Origin of the sequence: Phaeobacter sp., assembly GCF_022825805.1 — a bacterium.
In the GTDB taxonomy this organism is placed as follows: Bacteria; Pseudomonadota; Alphaproteobacteria; order Rhodobacterales; family Rhodobacteraceae; genus Phaeobacter.
In genome coordinates, this window is sequence record NZ_JAJDWC010000089.1 from 1 (window position 1) to 26,378 (window position 26,378).

General features: G+C 56.6%; 22 protein-coding genes and 1 tRNA gene. 11 read left to right on the forward strand and 12 right to left on the reverse strand.

The features are described from left to right. Positions 1-175: 175 nt before the first annotated feature. From msrQ to clpB, 3 genes are all read right to left on the reverse strand, one after another. The gene (gene msrQ / locus Q0C28_RS09900) at positions 176-769 is read right to left on the reverse strand and encodes a protein-methionine-sulfoxide reductase heme-binding subunit MsrQ (protein ID WP_293575285.1); all 594 of its coding nucleotides are present in this window, start codon (positions 767-769) and stop codon (positions 176-178) included. After that, a complete protein-coding gene (gene msrP, locus Q0C28_RS09905; protein ID WP_293575287.1) occupies positions 769-1,686 on the reverse strand; it encodes a protein-methionine-sulfoxide reductase catalytic subunit MsrP in 918 nt (305 codons plus the stop codon). The genes msrQ and msrP overlap by 1 nt, the downstream gene beginning before the upstream one ends. A gap of 263 nt (positions 1,687-1,949) precedes the next feature. Continuing rightward, positions 1,950-4,568, reverse strand: a complete 2,619-nt coding sequence (gene clpB / locus Q0C28_RS09910; protein WP_293575288.1) for an ATP-dependent chaperone ClpB — start codon at positions 4,566-4,568, stop codon at positions 1,950-1,952. Positions 4,569-4,831: 263 nt separating this feature from the next. Here clpB and pyrF point away from each other — a divergent pair, with 263 nt between their 5' ends. Together pyrF and Q0C28_RS09920 are read left to right on the forward strand one after the other, a co-directional pair. Further along, positions 4,832-5,533: an orotidine-5'-phosphate decarboxylase gene (gene pyrF / locus Q0C28_RS09915; RefSeq protein ID WP_293575289.1), complete on the forward strand. Its 702-nt coding sequence runs from the start codon at positions 4,832-4,834 to the stop codon at positions 5,531-5,533. 617 nt (positions 5,534-6,150) lie between these two features. Next, entirely contained in the window at positions 6,151-7,488 is a 1,338-nt protein-coding gene (locus Q0C28_RS09920) for a DNA polymerase IV (protein ID WP_293575290.1), read from the forward strand. A gap of 6 nt (positions 7,489-7,494) precedes the next feature. Here Q0C28_RS09920 and Q0C28_RS09925 read toward each other — a convergent pair whose 3' ends face one another. Beyond that, the gene (locus tag Q0C28_RS09925; RefSeq protein WP_293575292.1) at positions 7,495-8,355 is read right to left on the reverse strand and encodes an N-formylglutamate amidohydrolase; all 861 of its coding nucleotides are present in this window, start codon (positions 8,353-8,355) and stop codon (positions 7,495-7,497) included. Positions 8,356-8,512: 157 nt separating this feature from the next. Here Q0C28_RS09925 and Q0C28_RS09930 point away from each other — a divergent pair. The 4 genes from Q0C28_RS09930 to Q0C28_RS09945 all read left to right on the forward strand — a co-directional run bounded on the left by Q0C28_RS09930 (position 8,513) and on the right by Q0C28_RS09945 (position 11,066). Further along, a tRNA-Val gene (locus Q0C28_RS09930) sits at positions 8,513-8,587 on the forward strand. Positions 8,588-8,667: 80 nt separating this feature from the next. Next, on the forward strand, positions 8,668-8,793 hold the full coding sequence (ykgO, locus tag Q0C28_RS09935) for a type B 50S ribosomal protein L36 (RefSeq protein WP_008562923.1): 126 nt from the start codon (positions 8,668-8,670) through the stop codon (positions 8,791-8,793). A gap of 238 nt (positions 8,794-9,031) precedes the next feature. Continuing rightward, positions 9,032-10,048 (forward strand): extracellular solute-binding protein, encoded by a 1,017-nt coding sequence (locus Q0C28_RS09940; RefSeq protein ID WP_293575430.1) that lies wholly within the window; start codon positions 9,032-9,034, stop codon positions 10,046-10,048. 151 nt (positions 10,049-10,199) lie between these two features. Further along, the gene (locus Q0C28_RS09945) at positions 10,200-11,066 is read left to right on the forward strand and encodes a GTP-binding protein (protein ID WP_293575293.1); all 867 of its coding nucleotides are present in this window, start codon (positions 10,200-10,202) and stop codon (positions 11,064-11,066) included. A 7-nt stretch (positions 11,067-11,073) separates the two neighbouring features. On the opposite strand, the gene Q0C28_RS09950 is transcribed toward Q0C28_RS09945, so the two are convergent. The 5 genes from Q0C28_RS09950 to Q0C28_RS09970 form a co-directional block, all read right to left on the reverse strand. Then, the gene (locus Q0C28_RS09950; RefSeq protein WP_293575432.1) at positions 11,074-12,633 is read right to left on the reverse strand and encodes an iron ABC transporter permease; all 1,560 of its coding nucleotides are present in this window, start codon (positions 12,631-12,633) and stop codon (positions 11,074-11,076) included. A 370-nt stretch (positions 12,634-13,003) separates the two neighbouring features. Then, entirely contained in the window at positions 13,004-14,221 is a 1,218-nt protein-coding gene (locus Q0C28_RS09955) for a phenylacetate--CoA ligase family protein (RefSeq protein ID WP_293575295.1), read from the reverse strand. 15 nt (positions 14,222-14,236) lie between these two features. Next, positions 14,237-15,073 carry an ABC transporter ATP-binding protein gene (locus Q0C28_RS09960; RefSeq protein WP_293575297.1) on the reverse strand — a complete coding sequence of 279 codons (837 nt, stop codon included), beginning with the start codon at positions 15,071-15,073 and terminating at the stop codon, positions 14,237-14,239. Positions 15,074-15,220: 147 nt separating this feature from the next. Continuing rightward, positions 15,221-16,501: an ABC transporter substrate-binding protein gene (locus tag Q0C28_RS09965; RefSeq protein WP_293575298.1), complete on the reverse strand. Its 1,281-nt coding sequence runs from the start codon at positions 16,499-16,501 to the stop codon at positions 15,221-15,223. 90 nt (positions 16,502-16,591) lie between these two features. After that, entirely contained in the window at positions 16,592-17,668 is a 1,077-nt protein-coding gene (locus Q0C28_RS09970) for a branched-chain amino acid ABC transporter permease (RefSeq protein WP_293575300.1), read from the reverse strand. A 366-nt stretch (positions 17,669-18,034) separates the two neighbouring features. Between Q0C28_RS09970 and Q0C28_RS09975 the strand changes: the two genes are divergently transcribed. Next, positions 18,035-18,382: an SHOCT domain-containing protein gene (locus Q0C28_RS09975; RefSeq protein WP_293575301.1), complete on the forward strand. Its 348-nt coding sequence runs from the start codon at positions 18,035-18,037 to the stop codon at positions 18,380-18,382. A gap of 48 nt (positions 18,383-18,430) precedes the next feature. Here Q0C28_RS09975 and Q0C28_RS09980 read toward each other — a convergent pair whose 3' ends face one another. The 3 genes from Q0C28_RS09980 to Q0C28_RS09990 all read right to left on the reverse strand — a co-directional run bounded on the left by Q0C28_RS09980 (position 18,431) and on the right by Q0C28_RS09990 (position 22,330). After that, the gene (locus tag Q0C28_RS09980; RefSeq protein ID WP_293575303.1) at positions 18,431-19,417 is read right to left on the reverse strand and encodes a branched-chain amino acid ABC transporter permease; all 987 of its coding nucleotides are present in this window, start codon (positions 19,415-19,417) and stop codon (positions 18,431-18,433) included. Positions 19,418-19,476: 59 nt separating this feature from the next. Next, complete coding sequence (locus Q0C28_RS09985; RefSeq protein ID WP_293575305.1) at positions 19,477-20,295, reverse strand: ABC transporter ATP-binding protein; 819 nt, start codon at positions 20,293-20,295, stop codon at positions 19,477-19,479. Positions 20,296-20,386: 91 nt separating this feature from the next. After that, positions 20,387-22,330: an AMP-binding protein gene (locus Q0C28_RS09990; protein WP_293575434.1), complete on the reverse strand. Its 1,944-nt coding sequence runs from the start codon at positions 22,328-22,330 to the stop codon at positions 20,387-20,389. Between the two features lie 264 nt (positions 22,331-22,594). Between Q0C28_RS09990 and Q0C28_RS09995 the strand changes: the two genes are divergently transcribed. From Q0C28_RS09995 to Q0C28_RS10010, 4 genes are all read left to right on the forward strand, one after another. Continuing rightward, a complete protein-coding gene (locus Q0C28_RS09995; protein WP_293575307.1) occupies positions 22,595-24,496 on the forward strand; it encodes a PAS-domain containing protein in 1,902 nt (633 codons plus the stop codon). Next, positions 24,493-25,200 (forward strand): response regulator transcription factor, encoded by a 708-nt coding sequence (locus Q0C28_RS10000; RefSeq protein ID WP_293575308.1) that lies wholly within the window; start codon positions 24,493-24,495, stop codon positions 25,198-25,200. Before Q0C28_RS09995 ends, Q0C28_RS10000 begins: the two co-directional genes overlap by 4 nt. 69 nt (positions 25,201-25,269) lie before the next feature. After that, positions 25,270-25,497: a WGR domain-containing protein gene (locus tag Q0C28_RS10005; RefSeq protein ID WP_293575310.1), complete on the forward strand. Its 228-nt coding sequence runs from the start codon at positions 25,270-25,272 to the stop codon at positions 25,495-25,497. Positions 25,498-25,700: 203 nt separating this feature from the next. Continuing rightward, positions 25,701-26,351, forward strand: a complete 651-nt coding sequence (locus tag Q0C28_RS10010) for a histidine phosphatase family protein (RefSeq protein ID WP_293575311.1) — start codon at positions 25,701-25,703, stop codon at positions 26,349-26,351. Positions 26,352-26,378: the final 27 nt, after the last annotated feature.

Genomic DNA, 26,378 nt, shown 5'->3' on the forward strand with positions numbered 1-26,378 from the left:
CTCGCCAAACACACACCAAACAAACCAAAACAGCCAAACAAAACAACCTTATCCACAACCAACAACACATTACCCACAACCAAACAAAACGAGTCACTCAAAAATCAAAAAAACCGCGGCCATAAAAGCCGCGGTCAATAAAGGGCAGAACGAGCGGTGAGGTCAGGCGATACGTTCACGCAAAGCGAAGCCGCCAAGATCCTGTGCGCAACACTAGAAGTGTCACGATCACCGCGAGATATACCAACGGTTCGACCTGGAAGCCTTTTGCCACCATCACATAGTGGATCGCACCAAGCACCCCCGCTGGATAGGTAAGCCGATGCAGCTGTCGCCACTTGGGGCCCAGTCGGCGCACTGAGCGGTTATTGGAGGTAAGGGCCAGAGGTAACATCAAGACAAGAGCCACCATCCCGATGGTGATATAAGGTCGTTTTGCAATGTCCCCCAGGATCTGCCCCACAAGCTGAACATCCAGGACAAGCCAAACCAACAGATGGCAGGCCACATAGAAGAAGGACAACAGCCCGATCGACCGGCGAAACCGCAGCAGGTTCAGCCCTGCAAGACGACGCAAAGGTGAAATCGCAAGGGTCGCCACGAAGAGCTGCAGAGCCAGCTCCCCATATCGATGCTCGAGTGCCTTTACGGGGTCCACACCAAGGCTGCCCTGCAGTGCCTGGAAGAACAACCAGACCGCAGGCGCCATACCCGCAACGTAGACCAGCCAAATCGGCACTCTACGCAGGATCCCGTGCAACCCGTCCATCAAAAGAACTTCGCGAGATCCATACCCTCATACAGGGAGGCGACCTCATCAGCGTAGCCATTGAACATGGTAGTCGGCTGCCGACGGGCAAAGAGACCACCACCAATACGGCGCTCGCTGGCCTGACTCCAACGCGGATGAGATACATTGGGATTCACATTGCTGTAGAATCCGTATTCACGCGGATTGGCCACATTCCAGCTGGCGTGAGGTTCCTGATCGGTCAGCGTGATGCGCACCACCGATTTGATGGATTTGAAGCCATACTTCCACGGAACAACCAACCGCAGCGGTGCGCCATTCTGATTTGGGAGCGGTTTATCAAAGATACCTGTGGCCATGATCGTGAGCGGATGACGCGCCTCATCAAGACGCAGCCCCTCCCGGTAGGGCCAATCCAGAACGCGATAGGCCGTACCCGGCATCTCAGAGGGGCGGTAGAGCGTTTCAAAGGCCACGTATTTGGCCTCAGACTGAACCCCTGCCAGATCCAGCAGGTCGGCCAGTTCAAATCCCTGCCACGGGATGACCATGGACCAGGCTTCGACGCAACGGAATCTGTAGATGCGCTCTTCCAGCGTCATCGCCTCCAGGATCTGCTCCATCGAGTAGCTACCAGGGCGATCCACGAGACCGTCAATTTCTACACTCCAAGGCGAGGTGGTCATTTGCCCAGCGTAAGCCGCTGGGTCACCTTTGCCGGTACCGAATTCATAGAAGTTACAGTAGGTGGTCACCTCTTCCCAGGTGTTGGGTTCCAACTCTGCTGTTTCCGATGCGGCCGCGGCACTGCCAACTCCAGACAGGCCAAGACCAATCGCGCCGCCGAGCCCCGCCATGATCTGTCTGCGGTTCAGGAACGCCTCATAAGGGGTCGCATCCGCGCGGGTCAGGTCGTTTTTCCAGCGATTGGCCATCTGCGGCCTCCTTTTCATCTCTCGTCCTATCTGACGTAAGTCAGCCGGGGCGCTATGCCAAAACATATCGACTCACGTCTACGCGATATTATTGTAACGTTAGGCGCAAAAGTGATGAGGAACCCTAAACACCTCAGACGTTCCTTTGGTGCTGCCCGCTCCCACCGTTCCAATCGCCCCCGCCACTCGGACTGTGGGGCCAAAATGGCCCACAGCAAGCCCAGCGGCGGACGCGGGCTTGCTGCAAGAGTAGAAGTGTCAGCTCAGTGGACGACAGCATCCCCAGGCAGCGGCCGTTCAGTGGTGCCCAGCCTGTCGCCGATGATCAACCCATCCGCCCCGGCGCTGACGGGAATTGTATCGCCGTCCTTGATATCGCCAGACAGCAACATCTCCGCCAGTGGGTTTTGCAAAGCACGCTGAATGACCCGTTTCAAGGGGCGCGCACCAAACACCGGATCATAGCCCTCGTCCGCCAGCCAGGTTTTTGCACCATCCTCCAGCGCCAATTCGATCTTTCGGCCTGCGAGTCGCCGTTCAAGCCGTGCCAGCTGCAAAGTGACGATCCCATCCATATCCTTGCGGGCCAGTCGGTCGAAAATGATGGTCTCATCCAAACGATTGAGGAACTCAGGACGGAAATGGGCCCGAACCGCATCCATGACATCTCGTTTGGCGTCTGCAGCGTCCGCCCCATCTGGCAACTGGCTCAGCGCCTGCGCCCCCAGGTTGGAAGTCAGGATGATGAGGGTCTGTTTGAAATCCACAGTTCTGCCCTGGCCATCCGTCAACACACCGTCGTCCAGGACCTGCAACAATACATTGAACACATCTGGATGGGCTTTTTCGACCTCGTCAAACAGCACAACCTGATATGGCTTACGCCGCACCGCTTCGGTCAGCACCCCACCTTCATCGTAGCCAACGTATCCCGGAGGGGCCCCGATCAAGCGAGCGACCGCATGCTTTTCCATGAATTCAGACATATCAACACGCACCATGGCGCTGTCATCGTCAAAGAGAAATTCTGCCACCGCTTTGGTCAATTCGGTTTTGCCGACGCCGGTTGGGCCAAGGAAGAGGAACGACCCAAGTGGGCGGTTTTCATCATTGAGCCCAGCGCGGGCGCGCCGGACCGCATTTGACACTGCAGTCACCGCCGCCTCTTGGCCGATCACGCGCCCATGCAGGTCTGCCTCCATCCGAAGCAGCTTTTCGCGCTCTCCTTCGAGCATTTTGGATGTCGGAATACCTGTCCAGCGCTCTACCACGCCGGCGATCTGCTCGGGTCGCACGGCCTCTTCGACCATCAACCCATCCCTCTCAGACGCCTCGGCGTCGGCCAACTGTTTTTCAAGCCCTGGGATCACGCCATAAGACAGCTCCCCTGCCCGTGCCAGATTGCCCTCTCGCTTGGCCGCATCCAAATCAGCGCGTGCGCGATCCAGTTGTTCTTTCAACTCACGAGCAGACGCCAGTTTGTCACGCTCGGACTGCCATTGCGCGGTCATCTGAGCAGACTGTTCCTGCAGGCCCGACAGCTCGCGTTGCAGGGTCTCAAGACGATCCTTTGAGGCGGCATCATCCTCAAGCTTGAGCGCCTCTTCTTCGATCTGCATCTGCAGGATCTGGCGATCCAAAGCGTCCAGCTCTTCTGGTTTGCTGTCCACTTGCATCCGCAACCGCGCCGCAGCCTCATCGACCAGGTCAATCGCCTTATCTGGCAGGAAACGATCCGTGATGTACCGATGCGACAAGGTCGCGGCAGCAACCAAAGCGGCGTCCGCGATCCGTACACCGTGGTGCAATTCATATTTCTCTTTGATGCCGCGCAGAATGGAGACGGTGTCTTCGACGGTGGGCTCCGTGACCATCACAGGCTGGAAGCGTCGCGCCAGTGCCGCGTCTTTTTCGACATATTTGCGATACTCATCCAGCGTGGTGGCGCCAATGCAATGCAGTTCACCACGCGCCAAAGCTGGCTTGATCAGATTGGCGGCATCCATCGCACCATCAGATTTACCCGCGCCGACAAGGGTGTGCATCTCGTCAATAAACAGGATGATTTCACCGGCAGCTTCGGTGACTTCGGTCAAAACAGACTTCAGCCGCTCTTCAAACTCGCCACGGTATTTAGCCCCCGCGATCAGAGCCCCCATGTCCAGCGATAGAAGCTGTTTGTCTCGCAGGCTTTCTGGAACATCACCATTCACAATCCGCAGGGCCATTCCCTCGGCGATCGCGGTTTTACCGACCCCAGGTTCGCCAATCAGGACCGGATTGTTCTTGGTTCTACGGCTCAACACCTGCATGGCGCGGCGGATTTCTTCGTCGCGGCCAATAATTGGATCAATTTTGCCGTCGCGCACCGCCTCTGTCAGATCGCGCGCATATTTCCGGAGCGCATCATAGCCCTCTTCAACGGTCGCAGAATCCGCCTTGCGGCCTTTTCGAATGTCATTGATCGCTTCGTTCAGGGATTGCGCGGACACATTGCCAGCGGTCAGCGCGTCTTTGGCCCGAGATTTCACCAGGCAGAGCGCCATCAACACACGCTCAACCGGAACAAAACTGTCCCCTGCCTTTTCGGCGATTTTCACCGCCTCATCCAGCACCTTCGCAGTCTGACTGTCGAGATACACATCCGCAGAGGAGCCCTGCACTTTGGGCAGCTTGCCCAGCTCCAGGTCCAGCGCCATCGTAACCTGCGCCGGGGTTCCGCCTGCACGAGAAATGAGGTTGCTTGCCAATCCCTGCTCGTCGTCCAGCAAAGCTTTCAGCAGATGCTCTGGCATCAGACGCTGGTGCTCTTCGCGACGGGCGATCGTTTGCGCGGCCTGCATGAATCCACGGGCCCGCTCTGTGAACTTGCTCAAGTCCATCTTGCTCTCCTTATATAAGCTCCCTGCAATAAAACGCCCGCTTGGCGGCACGTCCCGGTCAGGGCCTTGCATCAAATGTGGGAGATCTTTGCGTCTCTTCAAGATCAGTCTGCCGCAAACATGTGACCAAATCCCTGACCTCGATCAAAGAAATGAGGGCAACCCTGTTCAGCGCGCGGCCGGGAAATTGGGCTTTTCACACAACGGTTCGGCGTTTAATCAGGCTCGAACGACGAAGACATGCCAGCCGAGAGGATTTTCAGATGACCCAGAATGCCGATGACCGCTTGATTGTCGCGATGGATGTTCCCAATGCCATTGCGGGTTTGAAGCTCGCCGAACAACTGGGGGACAGCGTGTCTTTCTACAAGATCGGGCTTGGCATGCTGACAGGTGGCGGGCTGGCCCTGGCCAATGAGCTGAAACAGGAACATGGCAAACGCATTTTTCTGGATATGAAGCTCTTTGACATTGGCGCCACTGTCGAGGCCGCAGTGCGTGGTCTGGCACAGTTTGATCTGGATTTTCTGACGGTCCATGGCGATCCGCATGTCGTGCGCGCAGCAAAAGAAGGCGCCGCTGGCAGCAATCTGAAAATTCTGGCGGTTACCGTTCTGACCTCGCTTGATCGCACTGACCTTGACGAAGCACTGATCAAGCCCGGCGATGTCGCGGATCTGGTACAAGAACGCGCAGGGCTGGCCCTGGCGGCTGGCGCCGATGGTGTCATCGCAAGCCCGCAGGAAGCGCACTCCATCCGCGCCCTGTCCGAAGCAACTGGCAAACTGATTGTGACCCCTGGCGTGCGCCCGGCAGGAGCCGCTCTTGGGGACCAAAAACGCGTCGCCACACCGGAAATGGCATTGAAAAACGGAGCCGATCACATTGTGGTCGGGCGCCCGATCTGGACCGCTGATTCACCGCGGGCTGCGGCGACGGACATCTTGGCATCCCTGCCAGCGTGAACCAAAAGGCCGTCTGCATCTGCCTTGGGTTGCTAAACAGTTGCAATACGGATGAGGTGTTTTGATACCGCTGGCTCTAGTTGCACAAAAAATACGCAGAAATAAAACTCTTGCCCGCCAGAAAGCAGGCAGGAGTTTTTTGTGTTCAGGACATGCGCAACTCCAATCGCAAGCGCCAGTTTTAACAGCAATTTTTGAAGATATTACCTATTTTGAACGCCCTTAACGACTGTGCCTCCAAAAGCACACAGCCCAAAGCAGAATGCCATCAATCACACCGGCAACTTTGCGAAACCACCAAGATATCGGACGATAGGGGTGAGACACTCCCCAGACGACCCTACTCTTCCTGAGGTTCGTCACCTTCCCCCGCTTTCAGCAGCGGGGGATTCTTTGTTGGCAACCTATCGATTGACATACCCACGTTCTGGCGGGGGCCCGGATAGGGAGATGTTGCAGCGGCCCGTCCGCGACACACACAGCCCGACAAGGCACGACAAACTCCCCCACCGTCCGGGATAATGAAGATGTGGAGACAAGGTCGCTGGCGAAGGCTAATGTGATCCCTCTCGCCCAGATGGCGATTCTGACGGCCCACCGATTTAACAGATTGTCCAATGTCTGACCCGGCAACAGATGCAGAGCCTTCTGCGCAAGTCACGGAAAAACCCCTGCAGATTCTCTGCCGGGACTGTCTCTCCTATGGGGTGTTGAAATCCGGGAAAACCACCGCCACCCCGCCAAAACGCTGCCCGAAGTGTAAGAGTTCGCGCATCAAAGCCCATCCAGAACTGTTTTCCTTGTCGATGGCGCATATGGACTGTGATGCATTTTACGCCAGCGTGGAAAAACGCGACAATCCCGATCTTGCGGACAAACCCGTGATTATCGGTGGCGGCCAGCGCGGCGTTGTTTCAACCGCTTGCTACGTTGCCCGTATTCGCGGCGTCAGATCTGCGATGCCAATGTTCCAAGCGCTCAAACTCTGCCCAGATGCAGTCGTCATCAAACCGCGGATGGATGCATATGCAGAGGTCAGCCGTCAGGTGCGCGCCATGATGGACGCGCTGACGCCGGACGTAGAGCCCCTGTCACTGGACGAGGCCTTCATGGACCTGTCCGGAACCCAACGCCTGCATGGCGCGCCGCCCGCCGTCATGCTGGCAGGTCTCGTCAAACGCATGAAAGATGAGTTGGGCATCACAGGCTCCATTGGTCTATCGCACAACAAATTCCTGGCAAAGGTTGCATCTGACCTCGACAAACCGAGGGGGTTCTCCGTGATCGGTGCAGCGGAAACTGCCGATTTCCTTCATGACAAACCCGTACGGCTGATTTGGGGCATCGGCCCATCCGCACAGACAGCGTTGGACAAGGCAGGGATTCGCACTTTTGCTGATCTGCTGCGGTGGGACCTGACCGAACTGAACAGCAGATTCGGTTCAATGGGCGACAGGCTATGGCATCTGGCGCGGGGAAAGGACCGTCGTAAGGTGTCCGCAAATGCCCCAGTCAAATCCATTTCAAAAGAAACAACCTTCAATGCAGACACATTAGATCCAGAGATCTTGGACGGCCACCTGTGGCGTCTGGCAGAACAAGTGTCAGATCGGGCCAAGGCAAAGCAGATGGCAGGCCGTGTGGTGACCTTGAAACTGAAACGGGCCAATCACACCAATCTGACAAGACGACAGTCACTGCGAGACCCAACGCAAATCGCCGATGCGATTTACCGCTGTGCAAGATCCTTGCTGGATCAGGTGCCAAAAACAGAAGGTCCCTACCGCTTGATTGGCTGCGGTATCTCAGATCTCGTTCCGGAAACGCAGGCCGATATCACCACTGATCTTCTCGACCCCCAAGCCGCACAACGCGCCAAAGCCGAGCGCGCAACGGATGCACTGCGCAAAAGATACGGAACCGGGGTGATCAAGAAGGGCCGATCACTGCGCTAGGCCTCGTTATTCGGCGGCCAAAGCCAATGGGTCCAAGCGCAGCTTTGCAATGTCGGCAACAACGTCCGAAAGGACAGTCTGCAACGACTCAAAATTCGCGTTTTTCCTGATCCGCACCTCATCCATGTAGAGGCTGCGATCAATTTCGACTTGGATCGCATGTTGGCCACGCGACGGGCGGCCATAGGCCTGAGTGATATAGGCGCCTGCAAACGGCGCATTTCTCGCGACACGCAACCCGGCATCAACAAACGCCTGCTCGACGCGATCCATAACGTCACTATGCGCCGCCGCTCCGAATCGATCACCCAAGACAACTTCGGGCAAACCCGCTGGCCGCCGACCGGAGGCAGCCAAGGCTTCGTGGGGCATAGAATGGCAATCAATCAAAACCGCCTGACCAAAGGCACTGGCTGCATCGTCCAGCACCTGCTGAAGTGCAGCATGATAAGGGCGCCAATAGGTTTCAATCCGGCGATTCGCCTCCGCTTGGCTGATTTTGCCACGATAAATGGCACGTCCATGCGCCACCACTCGCGGTACAACGCCAAGACCGGATGCCACACGGGGGTTTTGATTCCGCTTGGTGACCCCTTCGATCAAAGCAGGATCCAGTTCTTCGGTTGATCGATTCAGATCCAGATAAGCCCGTGGCGCAAGCGCTCTTAGGAGCGGCATACCGAAGCGCGGCGCTGCAGAGAACAGCTCATGCACGAAGGCATCTTCTGAGCTGCGCAGTTGCAGAGGATCCAGAACGGATCGCGCCAAGAATGCTGCTGAATAGGCAGAACCACTATGGGGGGAGGCAAAAACCACCCCTGCAGACAATTCCTGCGGCATCTCTAGTGAAAATACTGTATCAGACATACGGGTCCCAGCCGGTCATGTTCAATAAACAGCATAGTCTGGAAATTTCTATGGTCAAAAGCTCTTGCACCCCTCTCCGACTCCTTTTATAGACCCCTTCACTGGCGGCGATGACGCACCTCCGAACGCGGAGTTGGTATGAACCGCAGGTATTCATGGGCGATTAGCTCAGTGGTAGAGCACTTCGTTGACATCGAAGGGGTCACAAGTTCGAACCTTGTATCGCCCACCATGAATTCACTGTTTTGGTCTACGGATCGAGGCACCCGCAAACCCAGGCGCTGGTTCGCGCCGCAGAACAGGAGATAGGCCATGAAGGTCAAGAACTCGCTCCGCTCGCTCAAGAACCGGCACCGTGACTGCCGCGTTGTGCGTCGCAAGGGTCGTGTATACGTGATCAACAAGACTCAGCGTCGTTTTAAAGCACGCCAGGGCTGATACAGCATCACAAGCAGATCGTAAGAGACCGCATCATTAGATGCGGTCTTTTTGTTTGTGCGATTTTGTTTTGCCACATGGCACTGAAGAAACCGGGCAAAACGTTGCTCAATATTTTCTGATTGATTTTGTCGGTTTTAGTTTGCATCCTCAGTGAATTCCTATATCTGACAAAACTAGTTGGGTACGGTGCCTTTTGCGCTGCCCCCGCAAAAGTTCTGACAAGATGGGATCTACCATGCTGAAATCGACGACAATCCTTGCTGGCGCATTGACTGCTGCCATTGCAACCACTGCCGCCGCAGAGGGTGAGCTGAACCTCTACTCGTCCCGCCACTACGACACAGACGAGCGCCTTTACTCTGATTTTGAAGCCGCAACAGGCATCAAGATCAACCGTATCGAAGGCAAAGCTGACGAGCTGATCGCCCGCATGGAAGCAGAGGGTGCGAACTCCCCCGCCGACGTCCTGCTGACCGTCGACACTTCCCGTCTGGAGCGCGCAAAAGACGCAGGTGTGCTGCAGGGCATCGAAAGCGCAACCCTGGAAGAGCGCATCCCAGCAAACCTGCAGGACAGCGACAACCAGTGGTTCGGCTTCTCCCAGCGTGCGCGCATCATCTTTGTCGACAAAGACGAAGTGTCTAACCCACCCACCAACTATCTGGATCTGGCAAAGCCTGAGTACAAAGGTATGGTCTGCCACCGTTCTTCCAGCAATGTCTACTCCCAGACTCTGCTGTCTGCGATCATCGAAAACCACGGTGAAGAAGCGGCCCGCGACTGGGCAGCTGGCATGGTTGCGAACTTCGCTCGTGCTCCGCAGGGCGGTGACACCGATCAGCTGCGCGGCATCATTTCCGGCGAATGTGACATCTCGGTTGCGAACTCCTACTACTTTGCACGCGGCCTGCGCAAAGACGTCAAAGGCCTGACCGCAGACATCGATCAGATTCAGGTGATCTTCCCTGCGCAAGACGCGGAAGGTGCGCATATGAACCTCTCCGGTGGTGGTGTTGCAGCCCACGCACCGAACCGTGACAACGCGATCAAGTTCCTGGAGTATCTGGCGTCTGACCAGGCACAGGAATACTTCTCCGGTGGGAACGATGAATTCCCCGCAGTTGCAGGTGTTGCGAAATCCGCAAGCGTTTCCAAACTGGGCGACTTCACCGCGGATGACGTGGATCTGTCCAAAGTTGCGAAAAACGTGCCAACTGCACAGAAAATCTTCAACGACGTTGGTTGGGAATAATCCCACCTACACTGGTTAGAATTGCTGAGGCGCAGGCTTTGTCCTGCGCCTTTTGCGTTTCAGGCCAATGCGATCCTCGCGTGGTTTGATTTGTGGACGACCGTGAACCAAGTGCATATAGCTGTCCCCGAACCATCGGGGGGAAACCAAAATGCGCTGCCCTGTCACCATCGTTAGCGGGTATCTTGGCGCCGGAAAAACCACACTGATCAACCGGCTGCTGCAAGAAGATCACGGCCTGCGGCTGACCGTGTTGGTAAATGATTTCGGTCAGATCAATATCGACAACAAACTGCTGACAGACCAAGGCGCAGAAACCTACGCCTTGGACAATGGCTGCGTCTGTTGCTCACTCGGAGATGATCTTGCGCTATCACTGCACCAGATTCTGTCTTCGGATCCGACGCCTGATCATATCATTGTCGAAGCAAGCGGTGTGTCAGACCCCGCTGCAATTGCCGATATCGTTAGAAACGAGTCTCGGACCAGCTATGGCGGTATCGTCTGCGTCGTGGATGCGGTGAATTTCCCGGATCTCCTCGCGGACCCCATGCTCCGGGATCAGGTCTCTCAACAGGTTCAGGCGGCGGATCTTGTCCTGATCAGCAAGCGCTCGGACGCTACGGACGGCTCTGAACTGGGCTTTGAACATCTGACCCCCCGCAACGTAGCTGTGTTGGATGACGCACCAGTTGCGCCATTGATCTTCGACATCCTCCCGCTGCCAACCAGTGCTGGCACCGCAGCGGCGCATCCTGCGTACACAACTTGGCATCATGACAGCACAGCCATCGTGGATCGGCGCGCTTTGGGCGAGAAACTCGCCAGCAGACCCGATGGCATCTACCGCATGAAAGGATTCGTGCGGACCAATTCAGGCGCATATGAGCTGCATGTTGTTGGTCGTGAGGTGACAGCCAAACGATGTGATGCCGAGAAAACCACGCTCGTTGCACTGGGACCCGCAGAGAGAATCACGCGAGATGATATTGAAGCCTGGTGGCAGGCAGATCCGTAGATCTGCGCTAGCCCGATCGTCGCACCTGTCGGCAAATCAGCAAAACAGGCAAGAGCCCTGCCAGCATAATAACAAGTGAGGGCACAGCAGCGCCTTCCAGCCGCTCGTCCGACGCTAGCCTATAGGCCTGTACAGCCAAGGTGTCATAGTTGAACGGCCGCATGATGAGCGTTGCCGGAAGTTCCTTCATCACGTCCACAAACACAATCAGCAGGGCGGTCATCAGACTGGGCGTCAGGATCGGCAGATGCACACGTCGCAGCATACCGATTGGTCCCTGCCCCAAAGAGCGCGCCGCGGCATCCATATTGTGGTGCACGGTGGCCTGCCCACCTTCATGGGCCCCAAGAGCCGCAGCAAGGAAGCGGACCATATAAGCCATCACCAAGAGCCAGATTGAGCCCGTGACCAACAACCCTGTCTTGATCTCGAAGTTGGCACGCATCCAGGCATCAAGCGCATTGTCAAACGCAGCAAAGGGCACCATCAGCCCCACTGCGATCACACCACCCGGCACGGCATACCCTAGCCGCGCCACATAGCCCGCAAAGGCAGACGCGCGCCCGGGCCGCAGGCGCTGATGGAACCCAAGACAGACAGCAGCCCCAACCGTGAGCAGCGCCGCCGTTGTCGCAAGCGTTACCGAATTTTGCAAAAACCCGAGGTAGCGGCGGGTGAAAATATCCTGTTCGGATTCAAAACCCATGTCGACCAAGATCACGACCGGCAACAGAAAACCGAGCAGCACCGGCAGCGCGCATAGCGCAAAGGCCGCTGCCGATTTCCAGCCCCGCAGGTCCGTGGGCGGCATCTTGGCATGTTGTTTCCCGGCCTGGTGGTATCGTGCCTGCCCGCGGCTGATCCGCTCTGCCAAAGCCAGGGCCAGCGCAAATCCCAATAAACCCAAAGCCAACTGCGCAGCTGCGGCTCGATCCGCCATGGAGAACCAACTGGTGTAGATCCCAGTCGCAAAGGTCTGCACGCCGAAATAGCTCACCGTACCAAAATCAGCGATGGTCTCCATCACTGCCAACAGCATCCCAGAGGCAATAGCAGGTCGGGCCATTGGCAAGCTGACCCGCCAAAATGCCTGCAATGAGGTCTGGCCGAGCGCCCGCGCCGCCAGGAATGCGCCCGCGCTCTGCTGCACAAACGCCGCCCGTGCAAGCAAGTAGACGTAAGGGTACAAGACCAGAACCAGCATCAAAGCTGCACCACCAACTGATCGGATCTCCGGGAACCAATAATCCCGTGGCCCCCAGCCGGTGACATCGCGCAGCGTGGTTTGAACGATACCTGGGTGGTCAAGAATGAACGTATAAGCGTAGGCAAGCACATATGCCGGGAAAGCAAGCGGCAGAACCAAGACAACTTCGAGCCACCGCACACCCGGAAAGCGTGTCATGGTCACCAGCCAGGCTGCACCCACACCGACGCATCCGGTACCCGCCGCCACCAGCAAAACCAGAAAAAGCGTTGTCCCGGTGTAGCGCAGCAAAACGGTATCCACCAGATGCGCAACTGTGTCTGTGCCCCCCGTGACAGCCGCAATGGCCACAGCAAACATCGGCAACAAACACAACAGCGCAACCAGCCCAGACACGACCGCGAACAAGCTGCCAGAGTGTTTGCGCCCAAAACGAGACCCTGGCGCGCGCGGCACCAACGGGGGAAGCGGATCAGCCCGACCAGCCGCGTCTACTCCCGAGATTTCATTTGTTTTCGTCATCTGATCGCGCTCGCCGAGGTTCAGACATGTCATTCCGTCATTTTTGCCGAAATTGCCAGTCTAAAGCAGCGTGTCCAAAGCGGCCAACAGAGGGCAAAACCTGCAATTCCGGTCGGCCTAAGCTGCTTGCAGTCGCAAAAAAGCGCAACCGGTCAAATCGTCCGGTTGCGCCAGTCAGGGATCCCATCGGATCAACTTTTGAGGATCGTCAGTCGTAGCTGCGCTGATCCTCAATCACCAGCCCGTCCTTGGGCAGAGCACCGGGCGCGACAACTTCCACGCGCCCTTTCAATTTCAGAACTTCGATCACACTGCGCGAAAATGCGATTTCGTCGCCCTGTTGCGCTTCGATCTGCACCGTCATCGCATCCATTTCACCGTCCCGACTGGCGATGACGCGCGCCTTGACGATTTCATCATGCTTCTCAACCAGCGCGGCAACCTGTTCTGGCCGCACGAACATGCCCTTGATCTTGGTTGCCTGGTCAGCACGTCCCATCCATCCCTTGATCCGCATGTTGGTGCGCCCACAGGGGGATTGCCCCGGCAGCACCGCGGACAGATCACCAGTTGCAAATCGGATCAAAGGATAATCTGGGTTGAGCGTGGTGACCACGACCTCTCCGACCTCGCCTGGGGCAACAGGCGTGCCAGTCCCTGGCGTGACAATCTCGACGATCACTTGCTCGTCAACGATCATACCGTCCATGGCCGCACTTTCATATGCGATGCTACCCAGGTCCGCAGTCGCGTAAGACTGCAGACACGAAATGCCACGGTCTGCATATTCCTGACGCAGGGAGGGAAACAGCGCGCCGCCGCCGACCGCCGCTTTGGAGATGTTGAGTTCAACACCCATTTTGTCGGCCCGGTCCAAGATCACCTTGAGATAATCAGGCGTTCCGGCATAGGCCGTCACACCAACATCGCGGGCGGCAGTCACCTGAAGCTCGGTCTGGCCGGTTCCCGCGGGCAGCACCGCTGCGCCAACTGCGCGGGCCCCGTTTTCGAATATCATACCTGCCGGTGTCAGGTGGTAGCCAAAACAGTTTTGCACGATGTCTCCGGCACCAATGCCCACGGCATGCAGGAAACGCCCCATTCGCCACCAATCGTGATCGGTGCCACCGGGCTCATAGATGGGCCCTGGAGATTGGAACACATGCGCAAAACCATGGGCTGGTTTGACGGCAAACCCGCCGAATGGCGGCGCAACGGACTGTGCTTTGCTCAGATCGGATTTCCGCAGCACTGGCAGTGCCGCCAGCGCATCCGCAGAAGTAATCGTTGAGGCGTCCACCTCAGCCAGGGCCGCGCCATATCCGGGCGCCTGTTGAGCACGCGCAATCTGCGCAGGGAGCTGCGCCGCAAGATCAGACGCACGCGAATCTGCGCTGCGGGTTTCGAGTTCATCAAAGAAGGTCATGTCGCTCTCCTCGCCTCAGCTCAACCACCGCTTACGCCGACGATAAGACCGCACATCGCGGAAACTCTTGCGGCCTTCATCAGACATACCGAGATAGAATTCCTTCACATCCGGGTTCTCGCGCAGTTCCGCCGCCGGGCCGTCCATCACCACCCGCCCAGATTCCAGGATGTATCCATAGTGGGAGTAGCGCAGCGCAACATTCGTGTTCTGCTCCGCCAAAAGGAAGGTCACGCCTTCGTTTTCGTTGATCGATTTCACAATCTCGAAAATCTGCTCAACCAGCTGCGGCGCCAATCCCATTGAGGGTTCATCAAGCAGAATGGTCTCAGGACGGCTCATCAACGCCCGTCCCATGGCCAACATCTGCTGTTCCCCACCCGACGTGTATCCCGCCTGGCTCTTGCGCCGCTCTTTCAGGCGCGGAAAATAATTGTAGACCATCTCCAGATCCTGCTGGACCTTCGAGCTGGCATCGGTGCGGGTATACGCCCCTGTCAGGAGGTTTTCCTCAACTGTCAGGTGCTCAAAACAATGGCGTCCCTCCATTACCTGGATCACGCCCTTCTTCACCAGATCGGCCGGATCGAGATCCTGCACGCGTTGCCCGCGGTATTGGATGCTGCCTTTGGTGACCAGGCCACGTTCCGAGTGCAGCAAGTTTGAGATCGCTTTCAGCGTGGTGGTTTTACCAGCGCCGTTACCGCCAAGAAGAGCTGTAATGCCTCCCTTTGGCACCTTAAGGCTGACGCCCTTCAGAACGAGGATCACGTGATTATAAATCACTTCGATGTTGTTGACCTCAAGCAGGGAGTCTGCCTGCACATCAGGGGTTTGGGCTGTATCCAGCATCTGTTTCATCCTCACGCGGCCCATGCAGAGCCTGTCCTGCACCCGGGCTTTCTGTGGAACGGCACAAGTGCGCCGTTCCGCTTGATACATGCGGCGGTGCCGCGGCTCTGCGCTGCGGCCACAACAGCCGCAACACAGAGGTTCACATCAGCACCCTGGCTCGATGTTGTTTTCCGATGCGTAAGCCAGCGAGTCCGCTTCGATCAGCGGCTGGATGACCTCACGGTCGCTCGGTGCGAAATCGGAAATCAGCGTCCATTCCTTTGCCGATGCATCCCACTGCGTCATGCCAACCAGACCTGGACCGCCGTGATTTTCGCAAGACACGTTGAAGGCCGGGCCAAACAGAGGCATGCCCAAGGCCGACATACGTGCTTCTGGCATTTCCAGCGCTTCCATACCGTCCCGCATCATGGCAGGCGTGATTTCCGCAGTGCCATGCAGCTCCTGTGCGGTTTTCGCCGCTTCAACAGCCAGCATCGCCGCGTACATGCCGCGGTTATACAGAACGTTACCGATCTGATCGCCCGCGCCTGCTGCCAAGCCTTTGTCAACCACATGCGTCTGAATGTCGTCAAACACAGGGAAGTCACGACCCACACCGTGGAATGTCACAGCCTTATAGCCGTCGGCCTTTTCACCTGCGGGCATCACGTCATGCTCTGCGCCAGACCACCAGACACCGATGAACTTATCCATTGGGAACCGAATGTTGGCCGCTTCCTGCACCGCAACCTGGTTCATCACGCCCCAACCCCACATGATCACGAAATCCGGACGGTCACGACGGATCTGCAACCACTGGGATTTCTGCTCTTGACCAGGGTGGTCAACGGGAAGCGTCGACAGCGTGAACCCATGCTTTTTCGACAGCTCTTCCAGCGTGCGGATCGGCTCTTTGCCATAAGCAGAGTTGTGGAACAGCAGCGATACTTTCTTGCCACTCAGGTCCCCGTCATTGGCTTCCAGCAGGTAGTTGATGATGCCAGACGCGCCATCCCAGTAGTTTGCCGGATAGTTGAAGACGTTGCTGAACACCTCGCCGTTGGCCGCAGATGTCCGGCCATAGCCCATGGTGTGCAGCGGAATGCCGTCTGCAGTGACCTTGGGGATCAGCTGATAAGTGATGCCAGTGGAAAGCGGTTGATAGATCAGCGCGCCTTCACCTTTGGTGGATTCGTAGCACTCGACGCCTTTTTCGGTGTTGTAGCCAGTTTCGCATTCAACAACGCGGGCTTTGACCCCACCGATGCCGCCGTCACGCTCGTTCACCAGGGTGAAATAATCAGCATAGCCATCTGCAAACGGGATGCCCCCGGCTGCATAAGGGCCCGTACGATAGCTCAGCGACGGAAACACCAGGTCAGCCATCACTGGGCTTGCCGCCATAACAGCGCCGAGCGCCAAAGTGGTCATTTTCAGTTTCATCGGGTCTCATCCTCCCTTGAATTGTCCGATGGGATTACAGCCGGGATTGATCTTGTTATTTCCCCGCCAATTCGAGCAGCCACTGCCCGCCTAGTGCGGGAAGGGCCATAGTCTGAGTTTCTCTTTTGCAACGCGCCAAAGCTGGGCAATGCCGTGCGGTTCAGCAATCAGGAACACGATGATCAGAGCGCCAACGATCACCAGCTGGAAATGAGCAACAATGTCCGTGGGCCAACCCAACAGGTCAACGCCGACCACCTTCAGTACAACTGGCAGCAGTACCAAAAAGGCTGCGCCAGCAAAGGATCCAAAGATCGACCCCAAACCTCCGATGATCACCATGAAGAGCACAAGGAATGATTTGGTGATCCCGAAGGCCTCGCCAACTTCAACAGCGCCAAGGTAGACGGCGAAGAACAGCGCACCAGAGATCCCGATAAAGAAGCCGGAGACACCAAAGGCCGAGAGTTTCGCCTTCAGCGGGTTCACACCAATAATCTCCGCTGCAATATCCATGTCACGGATGGCCATCCAACTACGGCCAACGGTCCCGCGCGTCAGATTCCGGGCAACAATTGCGCAGACGGTCAGGAAAATCAGGCTGAACAGATAAGTCGCCCAGGCCGGTGCGTTTGGGCCGGTCACGATGACGCCGAACACGTCCCTTTCAGGGGCATTGATCTGGCCAGATGCCGAGTAATTGTAAAACCACGGCACACGGTTGAACAACCAGACCAGAAAGAACTGCGCAGCCAAGGTTGCGACCGCAAGGTAGAAGCCTTTGATGCGCAGGGATGGCAAGCCAAAGGCGACACAGACCAAGGCTGTGATACCCCCTGACAGCAGAACATGCACAAACATGCTGACTTCGGGAAAGGCTGTCATCAGCTTGTAGCAGGCGTAAGCCCCAACCGCCATGAAACCGCCCGTTCCCAGCGACACCTGACCACAATATCCGACCAGGATATTCAGCCCAATTGCGGCAATGGAGTAGATCAAGAACGGCAACAGGATGGCGTTTGCCCAGTAGTCGTTAACGAAGAATGGCACCACAAGGAACGCCACCGCCATGACCAGGAAATACCGGTAGCGATCAAACTTAATCGGGAAGGTCTGGCTGTCCTGTTGGTAGGAGACTTTATAGTCCCCCGCTTCACGATAGAACATGGATCAGATGCTCCCCTTTTGGCGCATACGACTGCGTTCGCATACGTTCAGTTGACTGTTTTTATTTGTAAATTCGGCCTGATTTGGCCGGCAATCTCTGGTCAAGATAACCCAACCTTGGATCGCGGTCGCGATGGGCGCAACCCGCGCATCAAAACGGCCTGATCGCTGCTCTAAGCCAGCTCCAAGCGGTGGCAGGCCGCCGACCAACGCCCCCCGTACATGCGTTGCTGCAGTGTTTGTGGTGCACATTCGGGTCACGCTGCACACCTCTCAGCGTTAACCAGTATGTTCGATTTCTGCATTTCGCCACAATTTGAAGACCGGTCTCTGCTATGCTGATCATGGGAAAAGTGAGTGGAAAAAATGAGTGCAATCTTGCAAGAGATCCGGCGGCTGGAGTCCGCCCGGGATCGGGGTGAGCTATCAGAGGCCGCATTCGACGAGGCCAAAGAGGAAATCCTCAATGCTGTCGAGGAAGCCACCGTCATATCGCAAAGCCGACCATCGGCAGAGCCGCAGGGCCAAACCGCATCGCCTGCGGACACAGCACAAAACGGCTGGTTTGGTCTGTTGGCTGTGGGTGCCGGGGTGACGCTTGCGCTGACATCGGTGGTTGGCCAGCTGATCGGTGATTTCACCTTGGCGCTGACGCTGATGGTCAGCATTTTGGCCGCCATCGTGTTTGCTGCCGCCCGCAAGCTGGAAGGCTGAACCCCGCCCACCGCTGCGTTTGACAGGCGCGTTGCCGACTGGAGAAGATCAGACACGTTCAATGATCTTCTCCCCAAACAGCCCTTGTGGTCGGAAGACCAGGAACAGCAGAGCCAACACATACGCGAACCAGTTTTCTGTCGCACCGCCAACCATCGGACCAATGAGGAACTCAAACAGTTTCTCGCCAACACCGATGATCAGCCCGCCGACAATTGCGCCAGGGATGGAGGTGAAGCCGCCCAACATCAAAACAGGCAAAGCTTTCAAGGCAATCAGTGACAGCGAGAACTGCACGCCGGATTTGGTGCCCCACATGATGCCAGCAACCAGCGCCACGAAACCGGCAACGGACCAGACCAGCACCCAGATGAAGCTGAGCGAGATACCAACGGACAACGCAGCCTGGTGATCGTCGGCCACAGCGCGCATTGCTCGGCCTTGCTTGGTGTATTGGGCGAATGCCACCAGTCCTGCGACCAATAGAGCGGCGATGATCGTCGCAACGATATCGAGGTTGTCGATAAAGAAACCGTAGTCAAAAATCTGGAAAGTGGTTTCATCGATCCACAGATTGATGCCCTGCGGCAGCCCAACATCAAGGGTCTTGATCTCGGACCCCCACATCAGGTCGGCCACACCTTCAAGCAGATATGCCAGGCCGATTGTAGCCATGAACAAAATGATGGGTTCTTGGCCGACAAGATGGCGCATTACGAAATGCTGAACCATCCAGGCCAGCAAAACCATCACGCCAATGGTCAAAACAATCGCGACAAACGACGGCACCGTCCAGCCGAAATGGGTCACATGCCCGCCAAAGATCGCGTTGATCAAATGGGCAAACGGCACCTGACCGTTCATGATGCCCACCAAGGTCATCGCCGCAAACAGGGCCATCACACCTTGGGCGTAATTGAAGATACCAGACGCTTTATAGATGAGAACAAATCCAAGCGCGACAAGGGCATAGAGGACGCCGGCCATCAGGCCATTCAGCGTCACTTCCATCGCAAAAACCAATTGTTCAGGCACGCTGCTGTCCTCCCTCAGAGGCATACAACTGCCTCGCATTCATCATGGTCTTGTTTTGCTCAATCATGGCTGACCCCCAAATAGGCGTCGATCACCGCTTGGTTGTTGCGCACCTCGTCCGGTGTGCCGTCTCCGATCTTTTTGCCATAGTCCATCACGACGACCCGGTCGGACAGATCCATGACCACGCCCATATCATGCTCGATCAGGGCGATGGTGGTGCCGAACTCGTCGTTGGCGTCCAGAATGAAGCGGGACATGTCCTCTTTTTCTTCGACGTTCATCCCCGCCATGGGCTCGTCCAGAAGAAGAAGTTTGGGTTCCGCCGCCAACGCTCGTGCAAGCTCCACCCGCTTTTTCAAACCATAGGGCAGACGTGCAACCGGCGTCTTACGGATCGCCTGGATTTCGAGGAAGTCGATGATCCGCTCAACAACCTCTCGGTTTTCGGTTTCTTCAGCTTCTGCCCGGCCACGCCACAGAGCCTGCTGAAAAATGTTGGTTTTCATATAGTTCAGGCGGCCCGTCATGACGTTGTCGAGCACGCTCATACCGTCAAACAATGCAATGTTCTGGAAGGTCCGGGCAATTCCCTGCCGCGCCACTTCGTATGGGCGCATGGCTGGGCGTTTGGAACCGCGGAACCACACATCACCTTCCTGCGGAACATAAAAGCCAGAGATGACGTTCAACATTGACGATTTGCCAGCGCCGTTGGGGCCGATGATGGCGCGGATTTCGCCTTCGCGGATATCGAACGAAATATCCTTGATCGCGACCACGCCACCAAACCGCAGCGTGATGTTTTTCATTTCCATGACCACGCCACCAATGGTGCGGCCGTCTTCTGTGACGGAGCTGTCGTCCATATCTTTCATGACACCGCGCCTTTCGCAGTCTTGATGGTACCTTGCAGGCCGTTGTGGTGGGTGCTGCTGCCCATCAGCGGGCAGAATTCAACGGAGTAGATCATTCTGCCGCCACCGCCTGCATGCGCACCGGGACAACATCGGCATCGATAATATCCAACGTGGCGCTGATCTCGCCTTTGCGGCCGTCTTCATAGGTGACTTCGGTGCTGGTCGAAATCTGGGTCGACCCATCATAGAGCGCGTTGATGATATCGGCGTATTTGTCTTCGACGATCACACGGCGCACTTTGCGGGTGCGCGTCATTTCACCGTCATCTGCATCCAGTTCTTTGTGCAAAACAACAAACCGATGCACCTGGCAGCCTGACAACATCCGGTCTTCGGCCACTGATGCGTTCACCGTTTGCACATGCTCTTTGATCGATTGCAGAACTTTGGGATGCCCTGCCAATTCCTGATAGGACGCGTAGGCAATGTTGTTGCGTTCAGCCCAGTTGCCAACGGCTGTCAGATCAATGTTAATGAAGGCAACACAACGATCCCGTTCATTTCCAAACAGGACAGCTTCCAAAATGTCAGGATAAAACTTCAGTTTGTTCTCGACATATTTGGGGGCAAACATGGCGCCATCCGCGAGCTTGCCAACGTCTTTGGCCCGGTCGATGATCCGCAAATGCCCGCTGTCATCTTCAAAGAAACCCGCGTCGCCTGTAGCCACCCAGCCTTCTGGATCCTTGGTCGACGCCGTGGATTCCGGGTTGTTGTAATACTCAACGAAAGTGCCAGGTGAGCGGTAATGGATCTCCCCCCGGTCGTCGATTTTGATCTCGACATCCGGTGCTGGCACACCAACGGTGTCGGCGCGAACTTCCCCGTCAGGCTGAACTGTGATGAAAACAGTCGCTTCCGTTTGGCCGTAGAGCTGTTTCAAATTGATGCCAAGCGAGCGGTAAAAATCGAAAATCTCCGGGCCGATCGCTTCGCCAGCCGTGTACCCCACACGAATACGACCATAGCCCAACGTGTCTTTCAGCGGCCCATAAACCAGAAAATCACCAAGCTTGTATTTCAACCGGTCCATCAGACCGACGGGCTTACCGTCCAGCAGACGACCACCCACCTTTTTGGCATGCGCCAGGAAGTGATGGAACATCTTGCGCTTCAATGAACCAGCATCTTCCATCCGGATCATCACGCTGGTCAACTGACCTTCAAAAACACGCGGGGGCGCAAAGAAATAGGTGGGGCCAATTTCCCGCAGGTCGGTCATCATTGTGTCTGCGCTTTCTGGGCAGTTGACGCAGAACCCGCACCAGTAGGCTTGACCGATGGAGAAGATGAAATCGCCGACCCAAGCCATTGGCAGATAGGATAGGATGTTTTCCCCCACTGTGAGCTTGTCGAAATCAGCAGAGTTCTTTGCGCTCTCGATGACGTTTCTATTTGAAAGCACAACCCCCTTGGGCTTGCCCGTCGTGCCAGAGGTATAGAGCATGACGCATGTGCTGTCGTAGGTCAGCTTGGCTTTGCGCGCCTGCAAATCTGGCGTCCATTCGTCTCGTGCCGCGCGTCCCTGATCCTGCACATGAGAATACTGGTGCAATGTGTGATAATCATATTTCCGCATCCCACGCGGGTCGAGGTAAATCACCTGTTCCAGATTGGGCAGCTGATCCTGAACTTCGATGACCTTGTCGACCTGCTCCTGGTCGCCAACGATCACAAACCGGGCACCACAATGGCCCAGCACATAAGACATCTCTTCGGCCACAGCATCCTGATACAATGGCACCGGAACAGCGCCCACGGATTGCGCAGCGACCATGGACCAGTAGAGGTAAGGCCGGTTGCGGCCAATGATGGCAATGAAGTCACCTTCATTCACACCGAGATTGATCAACCCGAGCGCGAGCGCTTCAATCTCCTGCTGGACCTGAGACCACGTCCAGCACTGCCAAATGCCGAATTCTTTCTCGCGGTAGGCTTCGCGATCGCCGAACTGCGCCGCATTCCGCTCAAGTAAAGCCGGCAGAGATACCATCTCTGCGGCGCTCGACTGCGTCTGAGCCACTGTCATTCTCCTCCCCTTTCTGGACAATATGTCCAGACTGACCGCTGGTCGCGATTCTGATCCCATTAGGGATGCGCTCATGCTAGTGCGTCAACTTTTTCCTGATGTTTTCTCAAATCTTACAAATTGTAACAGCCGTGCCAGGCCGCAAATTTTGTAATTTAAGAGCTGTGGATAGGCCTAATTTCCTTTGCCGCATTCCCGCAGAATGTTAGCCATACGGCGGGAGGAAATATGGACCGATCAGAAAAACAACGCGCCGCGATGACCATCGCCGGGCTTAATCTGATTGCCCAGGCCATGTCGATCTATGACAGCGACCTGCGGCTTGCGGCCTGCAACCACCGATTTCAGGAGATGTTCGACCTGCCGGACCATCTCATCACACCTGGCGCACGATTTGATGAAACCATCCGGCATATCGCCACAAGCGGCGAGTATGGCGAGATCGACGACATTGAGATGTTTGTGCAGCAACGGGTCGATCAGGCATTGGACTTTGTCCCCCACTACCTGGAACGCGAACGCGGCAATGGTCAGATGATCTCCATCGAAGGCGCACCATTGCCTCAAGGGGGATGGGTGACCGTTTATACCGACATCACACGCACAAAACGGGTGGAGCAGTTGTTGCGGACCCGGTCCGAGGAAATGTCGGATCAGTTGATCGCCCATACCGAAGAGCTGTCGGCCACAAACCGGGAGCTGGCCGCAACCATCACCGCCCTCGAAGAAGCCAAACGACAGCTAACCGAAATCGAAGCCCGCACCCGCCTCACGACCGAGATGATGCCTGCGCACATCGCGCATGTGGATGCTGATGGGTACTATACCTACACCAACCGTCGGCTCAGCTCGATCTTTCCGAACCGCCCGTCGGAGATCCTCGGCACCCATATCGCAGACGCATTGGGATCAGCGGCTTACGATAAAATCGCACCACATCTGATGGCCGCTTATAAGGGTGGCAGCCCGGTCTTTGAATTCACCGAAGATCACGACAGCCGTCGCATCCGTGTCGCCTTTACCCCCGACAACACAGGGGGGGTGTTCATTCTGTCGATGGACATCACCGAAGAAACGCAAGCCCGCGTCGCCATGCAACAAGCCCGCCGCCGCGAAATGGCCGCCCAGATGACAAGCGGTCTGGCGCATGATTTCTCCAACCTTTTGACCATCATTTTGGGCATGCAAGGTAAACTGGCCAAGACCGACCTGCCTGCGGACTCTGCCAATCTTGTTCAGGCGACGCTCTCCGCTGCGCGCCGGGGTGGAAGATTGCTCAACCGGATTGCGGAAATGACTGGCCAGCGCAGCCTAAGGCCAAGGGCGGTCAATCTTCATGGGCTGCTCCAGGAACTGCAAGTGCTGGCGAGCCCCTCCCTGCCCCAAGGCATGGGGCTGAGCATTGTCGACAACACCCCCAAGGCCAATCTTTTGCTGGACCCCGGCAAGCTGCAAGACGCGCTGTTGAATTTGATCCTGAATGCGCGGGACGCCTGTGGCAATCACGGACAAATCACGGTCGCCGCCCATGTTGTCGGGCAGACCTGGCTGGAGGTTGCCGTTACTGACACCGGGCCCGGCTTTTCGAAAACCGCGCTCAAAAATGCGCTCAACCCGTTTTTCACCACGAAAGGCAGCGAAGGCTCGGGACTGGGATTGCCGATGGTCTACGACATGACCAAATCCGCAGGTGGCGACATGCGGCTCAAGAACACAGTTTCGGGCGCATCCGTCACCCTGCGCATTCCCTTTCGTTTGGCCCCAAACGCAGCCGGCGGCATCGCATTGCTGGTCGAAGACAGCGAAGAGCTGCGGGCGACGTTTCGCGACATGCTCATCGATATTGGCTATTCCGTGGTCGAAGCCACAAGCGTTGATGAGGCATGCGCATTGGCCGCGGACATTGGCGAAATCTCTTTGGTGTTGTCAGACATCAAGCTGCAGGGACCGGGAACCGGCATTGACCTTGCAGAGCGGCTGATGGGGAGTGGATTGCCCTGTATCCTCATGACATCTCTGCCAACAAACGATCCTCTTTTTCGCACGGCGTTGAAGCAGTTTCCCGTCCTGCAAAAACCGTTCACAACCCATCAGCTCTCCGCGCTGATAAATCCGGAATCTGCTGCATGAGCCAACCGCTAATCACAATCCTTGATGACGAACCGGAAATTCGTCAGATCCTTACCGAAACTCTTGAGGACGCAGGTTTTCGCACCCAGAGTTTTGCGCGGGCGCGCGAATTTGAAGCCTCGCTGAAACGCGTAACGCCCGATGTCTGTCTGGTGGATCTGTCCCTGCCGGATACCGATGGTTTGGCACTTGTTCATCGTCTCGCGCTCGAACAGGGGGCTGCCGTCATCATCGTATCAGGCCGTGCGCAGGTGCAGGATCGCGTGACTGGGCTGGAATTGGGGGCGGATGACTATATCACCAAACCTTTCGATCCTGCCGAAGTGGTGGCCCGCGTACGCGCTCGCCTGCGTGGCGGCCCGAGAGCGACAACCTCGACCGGAGGAAACAGTGCCCAGTTTTCAGGGTGGGTCGCACATTTCGACCGCTACGTGCTCGAAGATGAAGACGGAGAAGAAACCCCCTTTTCGCATGCAGAGGGTGAGGTGCTGCGGCTTTTCCTCGAAAGCCCCAAGCGGCTGATCTCCCGTGCTCAGATGCAAGAAAGCCTCGGCGGCGGTGCCGGTGAGAGCTTTGACCGCGCGATGGATGTCAGGATTTCCCGTCTAAGAACAAAAATGCGCGAAGACCCAAAGAACCCACGTTTGATCAAAACGATCTATGGCGCCGGCTACATATTCCTGGGGGATGTGGAGTGGAGATAGGGCCCGTTTCTATGACCTAAACGACTATAGTCGGTGGACGCATCAATATCTGCTGGATATGATTCGCGTATGTCCACCTGCTTGCTCTATCGCCAATCTCCTACCCGAGCGCCGCGGTACTACCGCATCGAACTCGCCATGAACCTGTTTGCAGAGGTTTCGGTGATGCGTGAATGGGGCGTCGCCGGACGGAACGGGCAAAGCAGCATCAGCATCTATGGCAACCTGCGCGATGCCTCGATTGCTGCGGACAGCCATCGAAACAGAATGATCAAACGCGGCTATTCCAGGGCCTGATCGTTGCGGCCGCGTTCGCGTCAGGACACCGCGCGATCCGTTTTCCGAATTTTCAAGAAATCTGCCCCTGCAACAGCGCGATTAACGCCTAGGGGCATACCTCCAATCGTTGGCTTCGCATAAATTGGATCCAAAAAATGCCAGAGGCACTTTCAACCGGCGTGAAGCTTGCTTAAGACTTCAAGCGTCGAAGAGGAAAACGAATGAGCCATATCACATTGATCCGACACGGGCAGGCCAACTCCACGGCTCGGGATGAGGAAAGTTACGACCAACTCAGCGATCTGGGCCACCAGCAAGCCCATTGGTTGGGCGAACACCTACGTGCCAGCAAAGCATTCTACCCGAGGGTCTACAGTGGAACATTGCGCCGACATCTGGAAACTGCCGAGGGCATGGGGCTGAGCAATGTCATTCAGGACGCCCGGCTCAATGAAATGGAATACTTCAACCTCGCAGCCGCGATGAAAGAGCAATATGGGCTCGCGATCCCAACCGAGCGCGAAGGTTTTGTTGACCACCTACCAAAAGTCTTTGCCGCCTGGCAGGCCGGGGACATCGCCAATCCGCCAGAAACCTGGGAGACCTTTGCAAGCCGCACGCAATCCGTTCTGGCTGACATCGCCGCAGGTGACGGCCCGGCAATCGTGGTGACATCCGGCGGCTGGATCGCCATGACAATGGGGCAACTCATGGCCCTAACCGCCGAAGCGACTGCCCGATTGGCACTGGCCATCATGAACAGCTCAATGCACCGGCTGCATCCGATCGGCCCACAGCTGAGCCCAGTTTTGTTCAACGCGGTTCCACACTTGGAACGGCCCGAACGCCAGTTCGCTCAGACCCATCTGTAACTCATCACGTCCAACACTCACTCGTTC